The organism is Martinezella miluonensis (assembly GCF_900094545.1).
GTDB lineage: Bacteria > Pseudomonadota > Alphaproteobacteria > Rhizobiales > Rhizobiaceae > Rhizobium > Rhizobium miluonense.
Genome location: NZ_FMAH01000028.1, coordinates 26,859 through 47,996 on the forward strand (window position 1 = coordinate 26,859; position 21,138 = coordinate 47,996).

Genomic DNA, 21,138 nt, shown 5'->3' on the forward strand with positions numbered 1-21,138 from the left:
TTGCAACTTTTTCAGTATTTAGTCGATTTAGAGAGCATATCATCCGTTTGAGTCGAGTCTTTTCTTGGTTTTTCATCTCGGTCCCCTCTATTTTAGATTTATATGAACGTATTAATTGCTTATTTTTCTCTTCAGTGCATTAACATATGTTAACATTGAATTGAAATATTAAATATAAGCACAGTTTTAGTCTCTATTTATAATAGAGACTAAGTGCTACTCAAATGATGGTTGTGTCAAAATCGGACTCGTCGAAGTCGACGAGATCCGCCAGACGCGCGCGGTCGAGAAAGGCAACGATACCGTTGCGGAAGGACAGCAGACCGGCTTCACGCATGTCCCTGAGCACACGATTTATGTGCACTGTCGACAGACCGACGGCATCGCCAATATCTGCCTGCGTCAAAGGGCAATCGAAGTACTCGGAGTTAGCATAGTCTCTTGACATGCCAACACGCGTTCCGAGCTCAAGCAGCATGTAGCCTGTTCTTTCGAGCGCATCGCGCCGCCCGATGTTGGCAAGCCTCTCCGACATGCGCGCCTGATGCCGTACCAATTCGGCAATGACGATGCGATAGAAGTATGTCGGCGCGTCGACTTTCGGAAGCGCGGTGAAATCTGGGAAAGCCGTCACCGTTACATTGGTGATTGCCCGCACGGTCTCGCGTGAAAGCGCTGCCAGCGATGTCGAGATCATATCGCCGCGCAGCACGAATTCTGTGACGAAGCGTGTGCCGTTCGGCAGCGTCTTACTGCTCGCAGCCCAACCATTCAGAACGAAAAGAAGACGCGGCGTATCATGTCCGTAGCCGCAGATCTCACTCCCCGCAACGAAGGTTCTCGCTACGCCACCGAGACTTCGAACATACTCAATCGGAATCTGTGCCGCCATGCCGTCATCCCATCGACCGAAGACCATATCTCGAATGTTCCGTGGACCATCTGAAATATAGTCTTCGCGAGTTCAAACCTCTTAGTACCATAGAAAATCCGCAGTGTCTCCGATGTAAATCAATACCAGCTATTTCCAGAAGCTCCATCGCTCCCGTGCTGGCGCCTTGTATGCTTCATATGGGACAGTAATATTTCGAGGTGTTTACTTTATGCGTAATTCAAAATAGCGAAATATTTCGCGAGAAACATGTTATACCTGCAATGCAGGATATCGATCACTTTCGGTTAAGTGCCGACGCATATTGGAAACTCCGGCTCGGGCCTCCGCAATGGTAAGATGATGTCGAAGGACTTCAATCTCCTCCTTTTGGGCTGCCTTCAGCAGCAGCGCGATATGCTCGGGCGTTGGCGATGCCTCTTTTATGAAATAGGCCTCGCGCCCGACAGAATTGAAGAATCCTTCGACCTTCCGGTCCCAACCCAAACCGATATGCGGGATTCTCAGCGCATAGGCCGCGATGCAGGCGTGCAGCCGGTGAGCCAAAATCACATCCATTGACTGGATTGTCTCTATCAAATCAACCGGAAGTCGCGGCCGCCTGGAAACAGTCAGAGTGCCGGCACCAATAGCACGATGCTTGGCAACCGAACTGCGGATGCGCTCCGCAAAAGCCTGATCTTCGCGAGCTCCATTGCAGAACAAGACGACGCGTTGGCCGTCATCCAAAAGCAATGCGATCAAATCTCTATAGGGGGCAATACTCGAAAATGGGATGCCGGAGGCATTGGCACTGCCATGTCTCTGCAGGATCAATGGGTCGGTGACGCAGAGTCCTACGGTCAATCGGCCCTTGGATGGGGAGACTGGGTCCCTAGCGGTCGGCGAAGCCCGAAGCAACAGTCCGGGATCGCGCACGATTTTGGCGCTCGGCCCTTCGGGGAAGTGCTCAAACCAGGCGTCTTGCGCAAAGCCATCGCGCACGGAAAGATGGACAAGACGCGTCTGCTTCAATCGTGCAAAGAGATGGTATGCCGGCTCCGACCAATGGTTGCTGACGCCGACAGCGTAGATCGCAAGCGGGCGATCGTGCCGGGAGACGCAATCAAGCACTGTGCCGATCTTGAGCGGGAAATTCAGATCGTCGTCCTGAAACAAATTGCCGCCGCCGATCACGACAGCGTCCGCGGATGCAACCTTGTCTTCCCACTGCCCGCGAAGTTTGTTCAGGCGACGCTCGAGCCCGGCGCGGACAAGCCGTCGACGGATGCCTGCGGGGAGCCGATGGAGCAGCCCGAGCACGAGGCGCCTGCGCCCGCCGTGGCCTGCGCCAAAGGCCTGCCGCCCCGCGAGATCGATCGTCTCGACTTCGATCTCGCCCCTGCCATTCGTCAATGCAAGTTCGACGCATTCTGCGAGCAGTCCGTCGCCTAGGTTTTCACTATACTTCACATTGAAAACAAGGATCTTCATCGAAGTTCTCCAGCAGTACGCAAACTACCTCCGGATTTGGACAGTATATGCTGGGCCTCGGCGCCGAATGCGGAAATGCTCCCTGCGAGAATGTAAAATATCAGTCCAAGATCATACACCGTGCCGGAGGCGAAAGCAGAAATGAGAACGGTGATGATCCCGGCCTTGGCGGAGCGCACGACCGCGGCGGTCTCCCGCGACGGATACGGGAAGCGCCCGTCTGCCGTAAGCAGCCGGCCGACGAATAATGCAAAGAGCAGCGTGCCGAAGAGCCCGACATTGGACAAAAGCACAAGACCGAAGCTTGATGCGCGGGCGCTTCCAAGGCCAGCACCGAAGCCATTCGTGTCCAGGAAAGCCCGATAAGCCATGGCGTTCCACATGAAGCGCTCGCGCCCGGACTGACTATCGGCCTTTGAGAGCAGCATTTCGTCGAGAAACTCGTGCAGACTATGGGCGAGATCCGGCATGACTATGAGAACGAAGAAGATGGCAAGCGGCATGCTCGCCAGAATGGACACGATCAGAACCGGCCGTCCGGCACCGGGCTCGCGGCGGAAAGCCAGAAATGACTGCAGGCTGAGAATAGGCAGGATAGCGGCGAGCCCGATAAGCGCGGTCGCCGACGTCGATAGGATCAGCGCGACCAGAAGCAAGCCTGCAAAGGCACCTGTGATGGTTGAGCGGATACCGCTGAGCCACAGGCTGGTGATGATGGCAAAGAGGACGAGCGTGAAGTCGGCGAATGCCGAAGCCTCGGGAAAGGTTCCCGAAATGCGCTTCAATCCCCCCTTTTCGGCATTGGTCAAAAGGGCGTAATTGGCCGTCCGCACGAAACTCAACAGAGAGTCCGTGTGGGTGAAATGGGTAATTATGTCGGCAAGTGCGAAGCCGAGATCGACGCTCGAGACGATCAAGATCCCTTTGACAAAGGTCAAGGGCATGGTGTCACGCCGGAAGAAGGCAAAGGTAGCGATGAAGCAAATCAGGCCGCCGGCGGCATAGACCGATTGCGTAATATTATTTGAGGAGAAGCGCAGCGGCACCAGCGCAATCAAGCTGCGAGCGCCAACCATGCGCTCAACCGACATTGTCTGCGTCATGCCTTGAAACATTCGTGGGAAGAAAATCGCTGTAAAGATTCCGAAGGCGGTCAGAAGCAGCAGGAGGAACCCGGGACGCCAGGGGACCAGGGCGGCGAGAAATGGCCCCTCTCCATAGGCTGCGAACAGGCGAACGGCGAAGAACACCAGAAATAGGCTCGGCACGAGCACAGACGCGCCGCCGAGGCCAGGCACGCTGAAAGCGGCAGCCGCGCCAAACACGGTCGACAGGATCATGATGATAAACGACCAACGGACAGGCGTCGTCAACGTCACAACACCAACGATCAGTGTTACAAGCCCCATGGCATTCATTGTGAGGTAATCCAGCCGCTTTGCGTATTGCTACTGCAAGCTAGCACGTCGCCCATGCGGCTGTATTTCCGCCTTCCCTAAGCCTTTTGGAGGACGCATCGGCCGAAATGAGTCCTATACCATGGGTGTTACGGCGCTCATGTTGGTTTGCATGGATCACGTCTTACAAACCTGCCGCGCTCGATGCTTGACCAGCCGCCGCGCGATTCTTTACGCATCGGTTGCCACAGCACTCGTTGCGATCTGCGATACCAAGGTCGCATATGCCGGCGATACCGGCGATGCGCTTGATGTCGACAACATGACGTTGACCTTCCAGGATGCTTTTGACACGCTCAGCATCTCTGCCTGGGGACCTAGCACGCGCTGGATTGCCCATACGCCCTGGAATGGCGATTTCGGAGGTGCCCGCTTCTCTGATCCGAGCGGCGAGTTCCCCTTCGCAGTACAGGACGGGATGCTGCGCATTACCGCCGCGCGCGATAGCGAGGGTGTATGGCGCTCCGGCCTGATTGCTTCCGTTGACAGCGATGGGAATGGCTTCGCTCAGCAATATGGTTACTTCGAGATGCGCGCGCGGCTGCCTGATGGGCCGGGCGTGTGGCCGGCATTCTGGCTGATTGGCAAGGATCGCTCGAAGGCCACTGCCGAGATAGATGTGATCGAATATTATGGCGACAAGCCGGGTGCCTATTCCTCGACGGTGCATGTCTGGCACCGCGATGGCCGGCACGATTCAGACTATTCCCGCATCAAGGCATTCTCCACCGCGAACCCCGCCGACATGCATCGCTATGGCGTGAAGATCGATTCAGACTTCATACGCATGTATTTCGATGGAAGCCTCGTCTGGAAAACCAAAGTTTTGCCGGAGCATCGCCAGCCAATGTATATATTGATCGATCTCGGCATCGTCGACGGCATAACGAAGGTGGCTGCCGCCGACCCATCCTTCATGTTTGTCGACTATGTCAGAGCCTACCAGTTCCGGTAGGCCCTTCATCATCATTCTCCCCGGCAACTCATCTCGACCTCGCGCATACATATGCGTGGCAGATGCAACCACTCTCGTGCCGATCCGCATGGCGCCGCGTAATGCTTTCGGTCGAGTTGGGCTGGTCGCATGAAACCTCTCAGACGAAATGGCTACGCTGCAGTCTGACTTACGACTTTCGATGGTGAGAACAGTCATCCCAATGATCAACTGGTGCTTTTGCTCCAGCGTGAAATTCTGCGGTGGACGATGAAGCATCTCTCATCGCGTCATCGTCAGTCGCAGGACAACCAGGAGGGCGATAATGATTGACCGCGAGGCTCAAGCAAAAGTAGTTGGCCCGGCAAGCCTGCATTACGATCGCAATCTTTGCCTTCATGAAATGCTGCGCAACCAAGCTAGCGCGGCACCGGAGGCGACGGCCTTAGTCTTCGGCGACACTCACGTCACCTATCGCGATCTTGATCGCATATCCGACGCGCTCGCGCAGTATCTGATCAGCGCCGGCGTTCAAAAGGCCGATATCGTCGGCCTCTTCCTGCCGCGAAGCGTGAATGCCGTCATTTGCACCCTGGCCATCCTGAAAGCCGGCGGCGCCTATCTTCCCCTGGATCCTGCCTTTCCGGTCGAGCATCTCGATTTCGTCGTCGGAGAATGTGCCCCGAAGGTCGTTTTTGTCGACCCCGCTTATGGCGACAAGCTGGCGAGCGTACCGAGCATGAGTGGCCACGTCATCGAAGCAGATGCCATTATCGCCGAGATGGCGAGCCAGCCCGGGGCTATCGCGCCCGCCGTGGATATAACGGGCGGTGATCTCGCCTACGTCATGTATACCTCCGGCTCGACCGGGCGGCCCAAGGGCACGATGATCTGCCATCGCAGCATTGCCAGGGTCGTTCTCGACCAGACCTATATCGATTTCCGTCGGGATGATGTCGTGCTCCACACGGCCACCATCTCCTTCGACGCATCGACATTCGAAATCTGGGGTGCGCTTCTCAATGGTTGCACATTGGCGATCATGCCCGACGCCGATTTCTCCATTTCGCGTCTGACGGACTTCATGCAAGCAACGGATGTCAGCATCTCCTTCCTCACGACAGGACTGTTCAATCTCTTTGCCGATCATGCTCACATATCCCTGCCGAGGCTTCGGCACATCCTCTTTGGCGGCGAGGTCGGCTCGGCTGTTCACGCCCGACGCTTTCTGGAGCACCATCCTGGCTGCAGGCTCAGCAATGTCTACGGGCCGACCGAGACGACCGTCTTTGCCACCGCCTTCCCAGTCTTGCCCAGCTTTTCGGGCCCGGAGCTGCCGATCGGCAAGGCGATTGCTCATACAGGGATCGCGATACTGGACGAGGAATTGCGCATCCTTCCTGCGGGCATTGAGGGTCAATTGGCGATCTCGGGCGACGGCCTCGCCATAGGTTATTTCAAGCGGCCGGAGCTGACGGAGCAGAAATTCGTCACTGTCGAGACGAAAGACGGCAGGACACGCTTCTATCTGACGGGCGACGTGGCCTGCCTGAAACCGGACGGCACCGTTACTTTCAAGGGACGCCGCGACCGGCAAGTCAAGATCAACGGCAAGCGCATTGAGCTCGACGAAATCGAAGCCGCGCTCAGGCGCGATCCACGCCTCGCCGACGGCGTAGTGCTTTGCCACACGCAGGGTGAGAACCTGAAACGCATCGTTGCCTATCTATGCCCGAAAGAGAGCCATATGGGCGCAGGCGCCGATCTGGCACAAGGCGTCATGGCGACGTTGCGCGCAGCTCTTCCGGCCTACATGATCCCGAATGCCGCAGTCATCGTGGACGCCTTGCCGCTGACGCCGGCTGGCAAAGTCGATCGTTCGAAATTGCTACCCCCTGCGGTCGAAGCCCAGACAAGGCCAGCGGACACCAGGAGCCTGACCGAAGAGCTGCTGACGACCCTTTGGCAAGACGCATTGGCTCTCGAAAGCGTCGATCTCGACAGGAACTTCTTCGACCTCGGCGGCACCTCCCTGCAGCTATTGGAAATTCATGCCGGTCTTGAGGAGGCGCTCGGTCGCGCGATCGATGTGGTCGCGCTGCTGCGTTATCCGACAATTCGGGAACTGGCGCTTCATCTGGATGGGCGCACACCAAGCCCGACACGCATTGCCGCCACCGCTCAGCGCGCAGCACTTCAGAAGAAGGCGATTTCTCATATCCGCAGGAGCTCTCTATGAAACGGAATCACCAGGAGAATGGCAAACAGCGTGATTTCGAAGATAATGAGGACCTGAATGACCAAATTTCCGGGCAAGTCGCCATTGTCGGCATGTCCGGCCGCTTTCCCGGCGCTCCGTCTGTACCGGCGCTCTGGCAGCTTGTGCTTGAAGGAAAGAACGCCTTTTCGCTCTTTTCGCCGGATGAAATCGAAGACGCGTTCACCGACGAAGAGCGTGCGCAGCCCAACTATGTCGCTGCAAGGCCTCATCTCGATGGCGCTGACATGTTCGATGCCGAATTCTTCGGCATGTTTCCGCGCGAAGCTGCGATAACCGATCCGCAACATCGTATCTTCCTGGAAATATGCTGGGAGGCGCTTGAGGATGGCGGCTACGATCCGCAGCGCTATGCCGGTCTGATTGGGGTATTCGCCAGCTGCTCGATGCCGACCTATCTGATCAACAACGTCCTGCGCGACCGCGCGAAGGCCGAGGAGTTCACGTCGAACTACCAGATCGGCTGTTTCCACGAGCTCGTCGGCGCTCTCAATGATGCGCTGGCAACCCGCATCGCCTATAAATTCAATTTGCGCGGGCCTGCCTTTACCTTGCAGTCGGCATGCTCAAGCTCCCTGCTTGCCGTTTCGCAGGCGTGTCAGAATCTCCTCACATATAGCTGCGACATGGCTCTTGCGGGCGGCGTCTCGGTCACCATTCCGCAAAAAAGGGGCTACATCTACCAGGAAGGTGGCATGGCCTCGCCCGACGGCACCTGCCGCCCGTTCGACGCCAACGCTGCCGGAACCGTCTTTGCGAGCGGAGCAGGCGTCGTCCTCCTGAAGCGCCATGAGGATGCCCTGCGGGATGGCGACCACATCTATGCGGTCATTCGCGGCTACGGCATCAACAATGACGGCAGCGACAAGGTTGGCTTTACGGCGCCGAGCGTGGAGGGGCAAGCCGAGGCTATTGCCACGGCTCTCGCCAATGCCGGCGTCGAACCCTCAAGCATCGGCTATATCGAGTGTCACGGCACCGCGACGCCGCTCGGCGATCCCATAGAATTCAATGGATTGACGAGGGTCTTTGCGGATGAGGTACCGGGGTCGGCCAGCTGTGCGCTTGGCTCGGTCAAGGGCATCATCGGCCATACCGACGTGGCGGCCGGCGTTACGGGGCTTATCAAGACGGCGCTGGCGTTGCGTTGCGCCAAGATCCCGCCGATGCCCAACTATAGTCAGCCCAATCCGCGCATCGATCTCAAAAAAAGCCCCTTTTACATCCCGACAGCAGCCGGCGCATGGCCGCAGGGACCAGCACCGAGAAGAGCCGGCGTCAGCGCCTTTGGCGTCGGCGGCACAAACGTTCATATCGTTCTCGAAGAGCCCCTTCACCCGTCGACCACGTCGAAAGAGGTGGAGGGCCACTACATCCTCCCTCTTTCGGCGCGCAACAAGCCGGCCATCGCAGAGATGCGTGCAAATCTGAGCAATCATCTCGCCGAGAACCCGAAGCTTTCGATAGCGCAGCTGGCGCACACGCTGCAAACAGGGCGGCGCGAGTTCGGCCACCGGTTGGCTATTGCCGCCGAAAGCGTCGAGGAAGCGATCATCAAGCTGACGACGGACGGCTATCAATCCCTTGTCGCCGCCGACCAGCCGCCCGTCGCATTCATGTTTCCCGGCCAGGGTGCGCAATATGTCGGCATGGGCGCAGGGCTTTACCGCTCCGAGCCGGAGTTTACCCGCTGGATCGATCGTGGTTCCGAGCTTCTGAAAATGACGCTCGGGCTCGATCTGCGTGACTACATCTGCCATACCGGCCCCGTGACGCAGGCTATCGCCGATGAGCAGCGCGAAACACGGATCGCTCAACCCTGCCTTTATCTTGTCGAATATGCGCTTGCCCGATTGTGGCTCAGCCGCGGCGTCAAACCGTATGCCATGATCGGACATAGCGTTGGCGAGTTTGTAGCCGCCACGCTCGCCAACGTCATTTCGTTCGAAGACGGCCTACGTCTTGTGGCCAATCGCGGGCGGCTGATGCAGCATCAGCCGCAAGGAGCGATGGTATCCGTCCGCGCCGATGCCGGCACGACGGCTTCCTATCTACGAGGCGCCGTCGAGATCGCTGCGATCAATGCGCCGAAGCTCTGCGTCATTTCCGGCCCCTTTGGCGACATGGATAATGTATGCGCCGCACTTGCCGCCGCCGACATAGCCTTCAGCCGGCTGCATACGTCACACGCCTTTCATTCGGCGATGATGAAGGACGCCGCTCTCGCGCTGCGCGAGGAGACGGAGAAGGCGACATATGGTACCGCGACCCTGCCCTTCATCTCATGCGTCACAGGCGACTGGCAGACCACCGAGCTGGCGACATCGCCCGATTACTGGGCCATGCATTGCCGTGACGCCGTTCGCTTTGCCGACGGCCTGGTCGCGCTCTGCCGCGACCGCAAGCCGGTTCTTCTCGAAGTCGGACCGGGCCGCACGCTGTCGGTCTTTGCGGCGCAGACGATCGCAAGGGACGGTCTTTCCGCCGTCGTCCAATCCCTGCCCGAACATGATCGAGCCTCTGCGGCCGCCGAAACTCTGGCTGAAGCGCATGGCAAGCTATGGATGGCAGGCTGTCCGCTGAATTGGCCGGCCATTCCCTCGTTGGCGCAACAGCGGCTGGCTTTGCCCACCTATCCGTTCCAGCGGCAGCGCCATTGGATCGATGCCCCTCCATCCGCACGTCGTTCATCGACGCTGCGGGCGGACGCCGAACTGAACAATCCTCCCACAACCGGATCCTTTGTCTCTGACGTCAACATCACCGAGGAGAATCGAACGATGAATGTTGCATCACCAATTCCAGTCCCCAACCGCCTGCCGCGATTGGAAACCACTCTTCTGACGCTGCTGAGCGACATGTCTGGTGAAACGCTCGGGCCGGATGAGCGAGCAGCGACATTTCTGGAGCTTGGCTTCGACTCGCTTTTTGTCGGCCAGTTCGCGCAACGCATCGAGAAGGACTTCAAGGTCAAAATCTCTTTCCGGGAATTGCTGAGCGATGTTCCCTCCGTCGCCGATCTGGCGGCCCATCTCGATCGGCAAATGCCACCGGACGCAGCAGTAAAGGTGGCAGATCCGTTGCCATCAGCGCCCCCCGTCGCGGCCGTACCGATGCCGCCCATGCCGGTACAGATGCCGACTGTGTCACCGGCTCCGCAAGTCGCATCGATGCCGGCTGCGGTATCGGATCTCGCCACAGTGATGCAATCACAGATTCAGATGGCGCAGTCGCTGTTTGCTCAACAGCTGCTGATGCTGCAAGCCATGCAGGGGGGCACTCAGGCTCCCTTGGCCGCGAGTGCGGCGCCGGCAGCGCCGATTTTGCCCTCGCCGCAGCCTGCTGCGCCGAGCCAGCCACCTTCCAACGCCTCAGCCGAAAGCGATTTCGGCACCGAACGCATCAAGCTCTATCGCCCGAACGCCAAGAGCGTGACGTCGGAGATTTCCGCTGCCAAGCAGGATTTCATCGCCACTCTCACTAAGGCCTACGAAGCCAAGAACGCCAAATCCAAGACATTCACGCAGGAGCATCGCGGCCACCTCGCCGATCCCCGTTCCGCGTCGGGCTTTCGCGCCGATTGGAAGGAGATGGTGTTCCCGATCGTCTGCGACCATTCCAAGGGCGCCTATATCTGGGATATCGACGGCAACCAGTATGTCGACCTAGTCAATGGCTTCGGGCAGACGGCCTTCGGACATGCGCCGGACTTCGTGATCGACGCCGTCAAAGATCAGGCCGACCGCGGATTTGCCATCGGCCCGCAGACGCCGCTTGCCGGTGACGTTGCAAAGATGATTGCCGAGATGACCGGCCACGAGCGGGTCACTTTCTGCAATACCGGTTCCGAGGCTGTCATGGCTGCAATGCGGATTGCCCGTGCAGTCACCGGCCGCGATCGGGTCGTGGTCTTTGCCAATGACTATCACGGCCAATTCGACGAAGTTCTGGTCAAGGGTCGCAATCGCGCCGACAAGCCGATCGCTCTGCCGGTTGCCTCCGGCATCCCCATGGCCTCTGTGTCGAATATGACCGTCCTGCGCTACGGCGCACCGGAAAGCCTCGATTTCATCCGTGCCAATGCTGCCGATATAGCGGCTGTCATCATCGAGCCGATCCAAAGCCGCCATCCCGAATTGCAGCCACGCGAGTTCGTCCTGGAACTGCGCGATATCGCCACCAAATCCGAATTCGCACTGGTCTTCGATGAGGTTGTCACCGGCTTCCGCGTCGATCCGGGCGGCATGCAGGCGGTCTGGGGCATCAGGGGCGACATGGCGACCTATGGCAAGGTCGTCGGTGGCGGCATGCCGATCGGCGTGCTTGTCGGCAATCCGCGCTTCATGGATGCGCTCGATGGCGGCTACTGGGCTTATGGCGACAACTCCGTTCCCATGACGGCTCCGACATTCTTTGCCGGCACCTTCGTCCGTCATCCGCTGACGCTCGCCGCCGCCAACGCCGTGCTGCACCATATCAAGGGAGAAGGATCCGCCCTCTATAATCGTGTCGCCGAACGAACGGAGGCACTGGTGGCGGAGATCAGGGCCGATCTTGCCAGGCGCGGCATCGCCGATGTCGTTCATGGCTACAAGAGCTGGTTCGCCACGGATTTCTCCAGCCAGGATCCCCTCGGCGCGCTGTTCTATGCCCAGATGCGGCTGAATGGCGTTCATATACAGGACGGCTATCCCTGCTTTTTGACGACAGCCCATACCGAGGATGACTTCCGCTCCATCGCGAAAGCTTTCCATGACAGCCTGGACGCGATGCAGGCGGTTGGGATATTCGTGGCCAAGGAAGAGCCAAGCATAGCTGCAAAGCAGGCGCAGGCACCAGCGCCGGCGCCGGTCGCGCGGCTTCAATCCGCACCACTGACGGAAGCACAGACGGAAATATGGCTTGCCGCCCAAGCGGGTGACGAAGCCTCCTGCTCATTCAACGAGTCCTTTTCGCTGACGCTGGAGGGAAACCTGGATGAGAAAGCCATCCAGAAGGCCTTCGACGCGGTCATTGCGCGCCACGACGCGTTTCATATTCGCTTTGACCGCAGCGGCGAGCATTTCCAGTTCATTCCGGACTTCAAGCTCGACCTGCCGATCCTCGAAGGCGTCGATGAGAAAGGCCTCGCCGACATCGTCGACGATGAAGCACGTACACCCTTCGATCTGATCAACGGCCCCCTTGCCCGCGCCAGCGTCGTCAAGCTGGCGCCCGAGAAGCATGTGCTGGTCTTTACGGCCCATCACATCGTCTGCGACGGCTGGTCGATCAATACCTTCGTCGAAGAGCTGGCGACTGCCTACGAGGCCTATAAGGCAGGCAACCTTCCGGAATTTCAGCCGGCGCTCTCCTTTGCGACCTATTCGACGGATCTTTCTCCCAGGCCGGAGAAATGTCAGCCGACGGAGCAATTCTGGCTCGATCAGTTCAAGACGGTTCCCGATCTTCCCGACCTGCCGCTGGACCGCCCGCGCCCGGAATATCGCAGTTTCGCGGGTGGAAGCTGCACTGGCTTCATCGATGCCGATGTCTACAAGGCGCTGAAGAAAAAGGGGGCTAAATCGGGCGCCACGCTGTTCTCCACCCTGTTGGCGACACTCCAGGTGATGATATCGCGACTATCTGGCCAGGACGATATCGTCATCGCCATTCCGTCGGCTGGTCAAAGCCTGCTCGACGGCCAGATCCTCGTTGGTCACTGCGTCAACCTGCTGCCGCTGCGTCAGGCTGTATCGCAGACGGAGCCGTTTGCTGCCCATCTGAAGGCTACGCAGCAGCTTGTTTTCCAGGCCTTTGAGCACCAGGATTACACATACGGTACGCTCGTGCGCAAACTGAATGCCAAACGCGATCCGCGACGCCTGCCCCTGACAGAAATCCAGTTCAACCTCGAGCGCATGGCCGGCGGATCGTCCTTTGGTGACCTCAAGCCGACGATGGAGCCGAACGCAAAGGCCTTTTCCAACTTCGACCTGTTCTTCAACATGATCGAGGCGACCGATCACATCCGCATCGACGTCGACTACAACGCCGATGTCTTCGATCGCGTGACTGTGGAGCGGTGGATCGGCCACTTCTCGACGCTGGCAGCAACCTTGGCCAAGGACATGGATCGCAAGGTCGGCGAACTGTCCTTGCTCTCGGCGCAGGAGAAATCCTGGCTAGCCGACGATCTCAATCGCACGGCCATGCCCTATGATCACGATCAATTCGTCTTCTCGCTCTTCTCCAAGCGGGCGGCCGAGCATCCGAATGCGGTCGCCGCTCAACATGACGGCCAGTCGATCACTTACGGCGAGCTGGAAACGCGCTCGAACCAGCTCGCGCTCTACCTCCAGATGGCGCTTCCCGATCCCGGCCAGCGCATCGCAATACTGATCGAACGCTCACTGAACATGATCGTCGCCCTCCTCGCAGTCATGAAGGCAGGACATACCTATGTGCCGATGGATCCGGCTCATCCGGAACCGCGCCTGCGGCAGACGCTGGATATTGCCCGCATCGGCGGCCTGATCTGCGACAGCGATGACATGGCCCGGCTTGCGGCCGCGGATACCCCGGTTATCCGGCTCGACCAGGATGCCAAGGCGATCAGCTCGATGACCGGGCTTCCCCTGAAGACCCTGCCTGTTGATACGACAGCATCGGCCTATATCATCTTCACCTCCGGTTCGACCGGCATGCCGAAGGGCGTGGAGGTTTCGCATCGGTCCCTGACGAACTTCCTTCTCTCCATGGCCAGGGAACCCGGCTTTACTGCAAACGATACGCTCGTTGCGGTCACGACGATCTCCTTCGATATCGCCGGCCTGGAGCTTTATCTGCCGCTGATATCGGGCGGAAAGGTCGTCATTGCCAGCCGCAGCCAGGTCCAGGACGGCTTTGCGCTCGTAAAGCTCATCTGCGACCATGACACCACGGTGTTACAGGCAACGCCGACGCTTTGGCAGATGCTGGTCGAGGCCGGCCTGAAGGATCGGCGGACGCTGAAAATGCTCTGCGGCGGCGAACCCTTGCCTAAGGAACTGGCGCGTTCTCTGCTTACGATTGGCGGCGAACTTTGGAACATGTACGGTCCGACGGAAACGACGATCTGGTCGTCACTGCAGCGCATCACGGACGCCGATCAGCCGATCACGATCGGCCATCCGATAGCCAATACCCAGCTCTTCATCCTCGACCAAAGCGAAAATATCGCACCGGTCGGCGTCATCGGTGAGCTGCATATCGGTGGCGACGGACTTGCGGAAGGATACTTCGATCGTCTCGATCTCACCGAGAAAGCTTTCGTTCCGCATTGCTTTGCCATCGGCAGACCGATGCGTCTTTACAAGACCGGCGATATCGGGCGGCGGCTTGCGGATGGTTCCCTGCAGCTGCTTGGCCGGCGGGACCAGCAAGTCAAGCTGCGCGGTTTCCGCATCGAACTGGGCGACATAGAGGCCGTCATATCCAAGGCGGAAGGCGTGCGCCAATGTGCAACAGTCCTCGCCGAGAACGCCAAGGGCGATCGTTCGCTGGTCTGCTACATCGTGCCGAATGCAAGCGGCATCGATCTACCGGTAGCCAATATAGCGGCACACGCCAAAGCCAGTTTGCCGGCTCATATGGTGCCGAGCTTCTGGGTGATGGAAAGCGAGCTGCCGCAAACCGCCAACGGAAAGCTCGACCGCAAAGCCTTGCAGCAGCGTGGCGTACCGCAGCGTGAGGCTGCGCCAACCAAGGTCCAGCCAAAAACCGAGATGGAACAGCGATTGCTGGCGATCTGGCAGGATGTTCTGAACCTCAGCGACATCGGCGCCGACGATAATCTCTACGCGCTCGGTGCCGACTCGCTTGCCATATTCCGCATCGCCGCCCGTATGCGTGACAACGGCCTGCCGCTCGAGGCAAAGCACCTGCTGCGCCATCCGACGATTGCCGCGCTGGCGGCCTTTGCCGACAGTCAGGGAGGGGATCTGTCCGATCCCGTTCAGCTGCACATACCATCACTGCGAGATTTTCGTAACGGCGCACGCCGCGGCCTGGGGGCATCTTTATGAGTACGGTTGACAATAGTCCAAGCGGTCCGCTTGTCGAACCGCAGATCATCGGCGAATTTCCTTGCACGCAGACGCAGTTGCGCTGCTGGATCCTCGATCAACTCAACCCCGGCAATCCGGCGCTCAATGTCGCGGTCCGGTGGGAAATCCGTGGGAACTTCAAGGCCTCGACCCTCGAGGCCGCCTTCCGAAAAGTCATTCAACGCCACGAAATACTTCGAACCCGGTTTATCGAAAGAGGCGGCCAGCCGTTCCAGCAGGCTGTCAGCGACGTGAATTTCAAGATGTCGGTGATCGACCTTCGCGGCATGCCGCTGGAGCAGCGCCAGGCAAGAATCCTGTCGATCGGCGAGGAGACCGCGCAGGCACCGTTCGATCTCAGCACGCCTGGCCTATTCCGGGTGACCTTGCTGATGGCCGAAAACGAGCGCGGTTTCCTGCTGATCACGGCGCATCAGAGCTGCTTCGACGGCTGGTCCATCCGCGTTCTCGGACGGGAGGTCGGTGAAATCGCGGCTGCGATCGACGCCGGACGTGCACCCGTCGTGCCGGAACTGCCATTGCAATACGGCGATTACGCTCTGTGGCAACAGGAATATCTGCAAAGCTACGGTTTCGAGACGGAGAAGACCTTCTGGCGAGACATGCTGCAGGGCGCTCCTTATTTCGAAGTCAGCCCGGATCGGCCTCGCGGCCAGGTCAAAACCAATCGCGGCAACATTCTCTCCATCGTCCAACCGCCCGTCTTCACCGATCGCATGGACGCCGCGGCGCGGGCGCACCGCGTTTCGCAATATAGTTTCGGCGCAGCCGTCCTCAGTGCGGCTCTCCATCGGCTGACTGAGGCCCAGACCGTTCTGTTCGGCTCGCAGATTGCCGGCCGCGAACACAGCGACCTCGAAGACATGATCGGCGTATTCATCAACAATATGGTGCTGCGCTTCGATTTTCGCTCCGATCTCAGCTTCGACGAACACATTCGCTCCGTCAGCACGACGATCGAAGGCGCATTGAACCATCAGCGCATGCCGTTCAACAAGCTTGTCGAACTCGTCAACCCAGTGCGCGATCCGGCCCGCAATCCGCTGATTTCGGTCAATTTCAATCTGCAGAAGGCATTTCTCGAAGATCGCTCCTACGGCGGCTTCGAGCTGATCAGCTCGCCCTCGCAATCCCCCGGCGTCATCTACGATCTCAGTTTCATCATGATCGGCCGGCCGACCGGCTGGCGCATGTCGATCGAATACAATGCCGACTTGTTCGACGCCAGCACGATCGAAAGCCTCCTGCAGCTATGGAGGAATGCCTATGAAATTGCTCTCGATCGCCCTGAGGCGCCGCTTTCTTCGCTCGTTGCGCCGAACCGACACCTGGCGGCTTCCGCCGAGGCTGCGCCAATGGACGGCGCCCTCACAAAAAAATCGCCGCCGGATACGCGAATGGAGGCGCTTGCTGAGCTGTGGAAAGAGATCCTACAGGTTCCGCAAATACGCCCGGATGATGATTTCTTCGCGCTCGGCGGCCACTCGCTTCTCGCGCTCCGATTACTATCGGAAACACGCGCAAGATTCGATGCCGCACCGACATTACAACTTCTATTCAGGCAGCCGACGTTTGCGGGCTTTGCAGCGGCGATCTTCAATACCGAAGAGATCGGGGGGCCACGAGAAAAGGTCGTAAACCCGTGGGAATTGATCACCTGCAAGCATGGCGTGGGTACAGGGGCGGTCTACACGCTGAACCACCCCTTTCTGTACTATCGCCTCGCCAATGAGCTGCCGGACTCTGTCTCGGTCTACAATGTCAATATGTTCCATGCCGATTTGAAAGGTGGTCTGGACCGCCTGAAACTCGAGGATATCGCCGGCCTTGCGATCGACGCCATGCAGATCGATAAGGCAGCTGGGCGTGTCGCTGTCGTCGGGCTCTGCGTCAACGGTGTTCTTGCGATGGAAGTCGCCCGGCAGATGCGTGAAAGAGGCATCGATGTCGGCGTCACGGCGATCATCGATGCATGGGCTCCAGGCTATTTCGCGTCCTTGCCGAAACGGGAGCAGGCACGATGGAACCGGGAGCGGCGGCGCAAGCGCCTCGCCTACTATACCAGAAAACTTCTGTCCCGGCGCATTCGGCTGATCGACTATCTCAAGCAGTTCAAGGTCTCCCAGTCGCTTCTGAGCATGTTCGGCGTTAAGGCGGGTCAATACTCAGCCGAAGAGGAGGCAAACGGGGCCGTTACGAAAGTGCTGATGGCCGCGGCACGCCATTACAAACCACTGCAAATAAAGGATTCCAGTGTCGTGCTGCTGCGAAGCAGCGCCAACCACCCTCGCGCTCGCCAATTGCGGTTTGGATGGGGCGATGCGATTGCTGGCGAGTGCTTGGTGGTCGACATCGATGGCTGGCATGAGGATTCGCTGACCAGCAGCGGTATCCGCGGCCTCGCGTCGTCTCTCTCCGGAAAACTCGTCGACAGCTAGGGCTCACCAATGAGCCTGAATGAAGTCAAAGGGGCAGCGGCTATGAACAAAACCAAGCCATTGAGGGTCGGCGTTCTTATCGCGCGCGCGCGCGCGCTCGAAAACTGGGAGCTTATGATCCTGGATCGCATTATCGCGGCGCCTTGGCTGGAGCTGGCTGCTGTATTCACCCATTCGCATGCGTTTGGGGAAGGCAAAGTTTCGAAGCTGTTATCCTGGGGCGCGCGATTGGAGGCCAGTGCTTTGGCCCGCCAACCGGCCTACTGTCCAAAACATTTCGATAGCCGGCACCATTTTATCGATATTTACGATGCCGACAGCCACAAGACATGCACCGCCGACAATATCACCGCGGCATCGTTGCGCCGCCTGAAGCTCGACCTTGTCATCCGCATGATCCCAAAGAGCATGGCTGACGATGCGATCGCCGCTTTGCCTTTCGGGGAATGGGCCTTCAATCTCTCCGATCAGCGATCTGCCGATATGGCTTGGTTCGGCTATGCCGAGGTTCTTGCGCGTGCTTCCACGGCAGACTTGGTTCTTTATGCGAAGTGCGGCAGCGAAGCCGACAGGCTGGAGATCGCGCGGGCGGCGTTCAATATCAAACCCAGTGCGGCAAGATTGAGTGCATTCGTGCGGGAGCGAAGCGTGACACTGCTGCTGCGTGAATTGGCGCGCTTGGCCGACAACAGGCGGTTCACTCCGTCCGCCTTCGTCGATCCAGTCGGCGCGCATGCGCCGTCGCTCGGCAACCTCCTTCGTTACGGAAGCATCGTCGCTGGCTCAATCTCACGCAAGGCGTTCAGGTCGGTGACAACGAAACTCCGCGCCAGTCCCGCGATTTGGACGCTCTATACAGGGCGCGGTCACATCGGCGATTTCGATCCCAGCAGCGCGGTCGAAATTCCACCTGCCGGCAACAGCATCAAGGCCGATCCGTTCCTGTTCCAACATCAGGGTCAATGCTATCTGTTCTACGAGGCCTATTCCCGCAGCGACCGCAAGGCTCACATCGCGGTCGGTCGTTTTGACGGCAACGCGCTCATACAGGTCGGGGTCGCATTGGAACGTCCCTATCATCTTTCCTATCCGTTCATATTTCGCGATGGCGATGAGATCTTCATGATACCGGAAACGCACCACGCCCGGCGCCTGGAGGTCTGGCGCTGCTGCGAGTTTCCCCTGAAATGGGAGCTTCATGCCACGGCCTTCGAGGGCCAGTCGCCCGCCGACAGTGTTTTGATCCGTCACGGCGGCAAATGGTGGCTATTCACCAACCTGTCGGATTTCCATGCCTATGAAGATCACTGCAGCGAGCTCTATCTATTTGAGGTCGATGGCCCAGCCCTCAAGGACATAAAGCCTCACAAGCGGAATCCCGTCGTTATCGGCAGTACAGACGCTCGCGGTGCGGGGCGCATCTTCGAGCATGAGGGCAGGCTCCTACGCCCCTCGCAGAACAATACGCATGGCATCTATGGCTACGGGCTCAATATCATGGAGATCGAGAAGCTCACGGTGGACGATTATCGCGAGCGCCGCATCCGGACGATAACGCCGAGTTTCAAGGCGGGTCTCCACGGCTGCCACCATTTCGATGCGACCGATGGGCGTTACATTCTCGATGCGAGATTGACCAACTGACCTATATCCTCGTCGCGGTAGCGCAGGCATACGCGGCGCCCTCCGGTTGAGGCGACGACAGCGCCGGCGAAGTTGATTGGCGTTTCAAGCTCCAGAACGGCCCAGTTTGCGGGTGCGCCTGCATCCCCTTCAAGCCGCTCCAATCGCGATTCACTCGACCTGTCGAAGGTGACATCGAAACTGTCCAGCGGCAGCGACAAGCCTGCACCGTGGGCCTTGATGAACGCTTCCTTGCGTGTCCAGCACCGATAGAAGCCATCCATGTAGCTATCTGCTGGCAAAGATCGAAGTGTCTGATATTCCCGGAGGGAAAAGAACCATTTTGCAATGTCTTCCTTCAGGAAACGAATTTCCTCGATATCGATGCCGAGTTCGTAGCGATCCGAAACGGCAAGGACTGCCAGATCTGCGCTATGGCTGAGATTGAAGTGGATGGGGTAAGCGCCGTAAGCCTGTACGGAAGGCTTTCCGTTGTCGCCATAATCAAAACCTATCGATCGTGGTGAAATTCCGAGATAGCGCCCCAAAATGATCCGCATTCCGGTTCTTGCGGCGACAAAGCGTTGCCTGTCCCGATCACGGACGAAGCGAATTGTCCGAATGCATTCGTCAAGCGATAGTAACGCGGCAGACATACCAAGGTCGGGCGGCGGCGTGTCCAGCTTCCAACTCCAGACGTCGATGGTGTCAGGCCCGATGCTTTCCATGCTAAACCGTCGCGTAATAGAGGTGGTCGTTTATCGATCTTGCTTGCCGCGACATTCGCCTGGCCATGTAGGCGACCAGCGCCACGGGATAATTCTCCCCAAGACTGATCCGGCAACTGCGCTTCAGGATATCGATAGTTTGTGCGCAGAGATCCGGCGTGTACTCGATCTTCCGCTCCGTCCAGAGGAAGGGGTTCATCGCCGGATGGCCAGTGCGTTGCTGTAGAACCGGTTGCCAGTTGGTGTAGACATGGCGGCTGGAATCGAAAAGCCGATAGACACCGCGCTTGTTTTCCTCGGCAAATCTCTTGGCCTCCTCCGATGTTTCGAAGATGACATGGAGGCCGGCGGCGTTGTTGACATCGTTGTGAGGGCCGACAATGAGGTTCGCGTTTTTGGCGAAGATTTCGCTCATCACATCATAGCGCTCGCGCATGCGGGCGATCATGGGATCAAGCCTCTTCAGCTGCACATTCAGCATGGCGCCCTGAATCTGGCTCGCTTTGAAATTCACTCCCAGCAGAGGCGGTTCGTTGGCATTGTCGAGGTGCCCACGAAACATCGAGCCGATGTCGTGATACATCCGGGCGCGTGCAAACAGCCGCGCATCGTTGGTCACGACAGCGCCGCCCTCCCCGCAATTTATGTTCTTGAATTGGTTGAAGCTGAATGCGCCGGCATCGCCGATCGCGCCAACCCGCTTGGTCTTGTAGCGCAACCCGACGGACTGACAGGCATCTTCGATGACCACGAGATTGTTCTCGCGGGCAATCCGCATGATGCTGTCCATGTCGCACACCACGTTCGACATATGGACTGGAATGATCGCCCTCGTCTGCGGTGTGATTTTGCGCAGGATATCCTGCGGATCCATGGTGAGCGTGTGGTCGATGTCGACCAGAACCGGCACGGCACCGGCTGCCAACGGAGCTGCAGCGGTTGCGATCCAGGTATAGGCCGGCACCAGCACTTCATCGCCGGGGCCGATACCGGCAGCGACCAGCGCGGAAATCAGAGCTCCGGTCCCGCTGCTTATGGTGAGCGCATGCCGAACGCCGAATTTGGTACAGAAATCGGCTTCGAAACGTCCCAGAGGGCCACCGGTCTCGTCGCTGTATCGCGCCAATTTGCCAGAGACAAACACCGGCGCGAGCGCCAACCACTCCCGTAACCCTACCTTGGCCATAATTTTCGTTCCCCCGGAAAATAGGCATTTGCTGAAGAGCCT

The 21,138-nt window shown here is 58.6% G+C and carries 10 protein-coding genes; 5 read left to right on the plus strand and 5 right to left on the minus strand.

Annotated features, from left to right (window positions below; all coding sequences use genetic code 11):
• Positions 1 to 220: 220 nt before the first annotated feature.
• The 3 genes from GA0061102_RS20820 to GA0061102_RS20830 form a co-directional block, all read right to left on the minus strand.
• A complete protein-coding gene (locus GA0061102_RS20820) occupies positions 221 to 892 on the minus strand; it encodes a Crp/Fnr family transcriptional regulator (protein WP_159432188.1) in 672 nt (223 codons plus the stop codon).
• A 252-nt stretch (positions 893 to 1,144) separates the two neighbouring features.
• Complete coding sequence (locus tag GA0061102_RS20825) at positions 1,145 to 2,365, minus strand: polysaccharide pyruvyl transferase family protein (RefSeq protein WP_092852779.1); 1,221 nt, start codon at positions 2,363 to 2,365, stop codon at positions 1,145 to 1,147.
• Complete coding sequence (locus GA0061102_RS20830; RefSeq protein WP_208858679.1) at positions 2,362 to 3,774, minus strand: hypothetical protein; 1,413 nt, start codon at positions 3,772 to 3,774, stop codon at positions 2,362 to 2,364. Before GA0061102_RS20830 ends, GA0061102_RS20825 begins: the two co-directional genes overlap by 4 nt.
• A gap of 196 nt (positions 3,775 to 3,970) precedes the next feature.
• Here GA0061102_RS20830 and GA0061102_RS20835 point away from each other — a divergent pair, with 196 nt between their 5' ends.
• From GA0061102_RS20835 to GA0061102_RS20855, 5 genes are all read left to right on the plus strand, one after another.
• Positions 3,971 to 4,777 (plus strand): glycoside hydrolase family 16 protein, encoded by an 807-nt coding sequence (locus tag GA0061102_RS20835; protein ID WP_092852781.1) that lies wholly within the window; start codon positions 3,971 to 3,973, stop codon positions 4,775 to 4,777.
• A 304-nt stretch (positions 4,778 to 5,081) separates the two neighbouring features.
• Positions 5,082 to 6,995 (plus strand): non-ribosomal peptide synthetase, encoded by a 1,914-nt coding sequence (locus GA0061102_RS20840; RefSeq protein ID WP_092852783.1) that lies wholly within the window; start codon positions 5,082 to 5,084, stop codon positions 6,993 to 6,995.
• Complete coding sequence (locus GA0061102_RS20845) at positions 6,992 to 15,079, plus strand: hybrid non-ribosomal peptide synthetase/type I polyketide synthase (protein ID WP_092852785.1); 8,088 nt, start codon at positions 6,992 to 6,994, stop codon at positions 15,077 to 15,079. The genes GA0061102_RS20840 and GA0061102_RS20845 overlap by 4 nt, the downstream gene beginning before the upstream one ends.
• Positions 15,076 to 17,559: a condensation domain-containing protein gene (locus GA0061102_RS20850; RefSeq protein WP_092852787.1), complete on the plus strand. Its 2,484-nt coding sequence runs from the start codon at positions 15,076 to 15,078 to the stop codon at positions 17,557 to 17,559. The genes GA0061102_RS20845 and GA0061102_RS20850 overlap by 4 nt, the downstream gene beginning before the upstream one ends.
• A 42-nt stretch (positions 17,560 to 17,601) precedes the next feature.
• Positions 17,602 to 19,203 (plus strand): glucosamine inositolphosphorylceramide transferase family protein, encoded by a 1,602-nt coding sequence (locus GA0061102_RS20855; protein WP_092852872.1) that lies wholly within the window; start codon positions 17,602 to 17,604, stop codon positions 19,201 to 19,203.
• On the opposite strand, the gene GA0061102_RS20860 is transcribed toward GA0061102_RS20855, so the two are convergent.
• Together GA0061102_RS20860 and GA0061102_RS20865 are read right to left on the minus strand one after the other, a co-directional pair.
• Positions 19,173 to 19,910, minus strand: a complete 738-nt coding sequence (locus tag GA0061102_RS20860) for a 4'-phosphopantetheinyl transferase family protein (protein ID WP_092852789.1) — start codon at positions 19,908 to 19,910, stop codon at positions 19,173 to 19,175. The two genes, GA0061102_RS20855 and GA0061102_RS20860, sit on opposite strands and share 31 nt — an antisense overlap.
• A gap of 1 nt (position 19,911) precedes the next feature.
• Positions 19,912 to 21,096, minus strand: a complete 1,185-nt coding sequence (locus GA0061102_RS20865) for a DegT/DnrJ/EryC1/StrS family aminotransferase (protein WP_092852791.1) — start codon at positions 21,094 to 21,096, stop codon at positions 19,912 to 19,914.
• Between the last annotated feature and the right edge of the window lie 42 nt (positions 21,097 to 21,138).

What these genes read in the sequence shown, in the direction of transcription:
- GA0061102_RS20820 (WP_159432188.1), bottom strand. Translation starts at nt 892, where the DNA reads ATGGCGGCACAGATTCCGATTGAGTATGTTCGAAGTCTCGGTGGCGTA.
- GA0061102_RS20825 (WP_092852779.1), bottom strand. Translation starts at nt 2,365, where the DNA reads ATGAAGATCCTTGTTTTCAATGTGAAGTATAGTGAAAACCTAGGCGAC.
- GA0061102_RS20830 (WP_208858679.1), bottom strand. Translation starts at nt 3,774, where the DNA reads ATGGGGCTTGTAACACTGATCGTTGGTGTTGTGACGTTGACGACGCCT.
- GA0061102_RS20840 (WP_092852783.1), top strand. Translation starts at nt 5,082, where the DNA reads ATGATTGACCGCGAGGCTCAAGCAAAAGTAGTTGGCCCGGCAAGCCTG.
- GA0061102_RS20845 (WP_092852785.1), top strand. Translation starts at nt 6,992, where the DNA reads ATGAAACGGAATCACCAGGAGAATGGCAAACAGCGTGATTTCGAAGAT.
- GA0061102_RS20850 (WP_092852787.1), top strand. Translation starts at nt 15,076, where the DNA reads ATGAGTACGGTTGACAATAGTCCAAGCGGTCCGCTTGTCGAACCGCAG.
- GA0061102_RS20855 (WP_092852872.1), top strand. Translation starts at nt 17,602, where the DNA reads ATGAACAAAACCAAGCCATTGAGGGTCGGCGTTCTTATCGCGCGCGCG.
- GA0061102_RS20860 (WP_092852789.1), bottom strand. Translation starts at nt 19,910, where the DNA reads ATGGAAAGCATCGGGCCTGACACCATCGACGTCTGGAGTTGGAAGCTG.
- GA0061102_RS20865 (WP_092852791.1), bottom strand. Translation starts at nt 21,096, where the DNA reads ATGGCCAAGGTAGGGTTACGGGAGTGGTTGGCGCTCGCGCCGGTGTTT.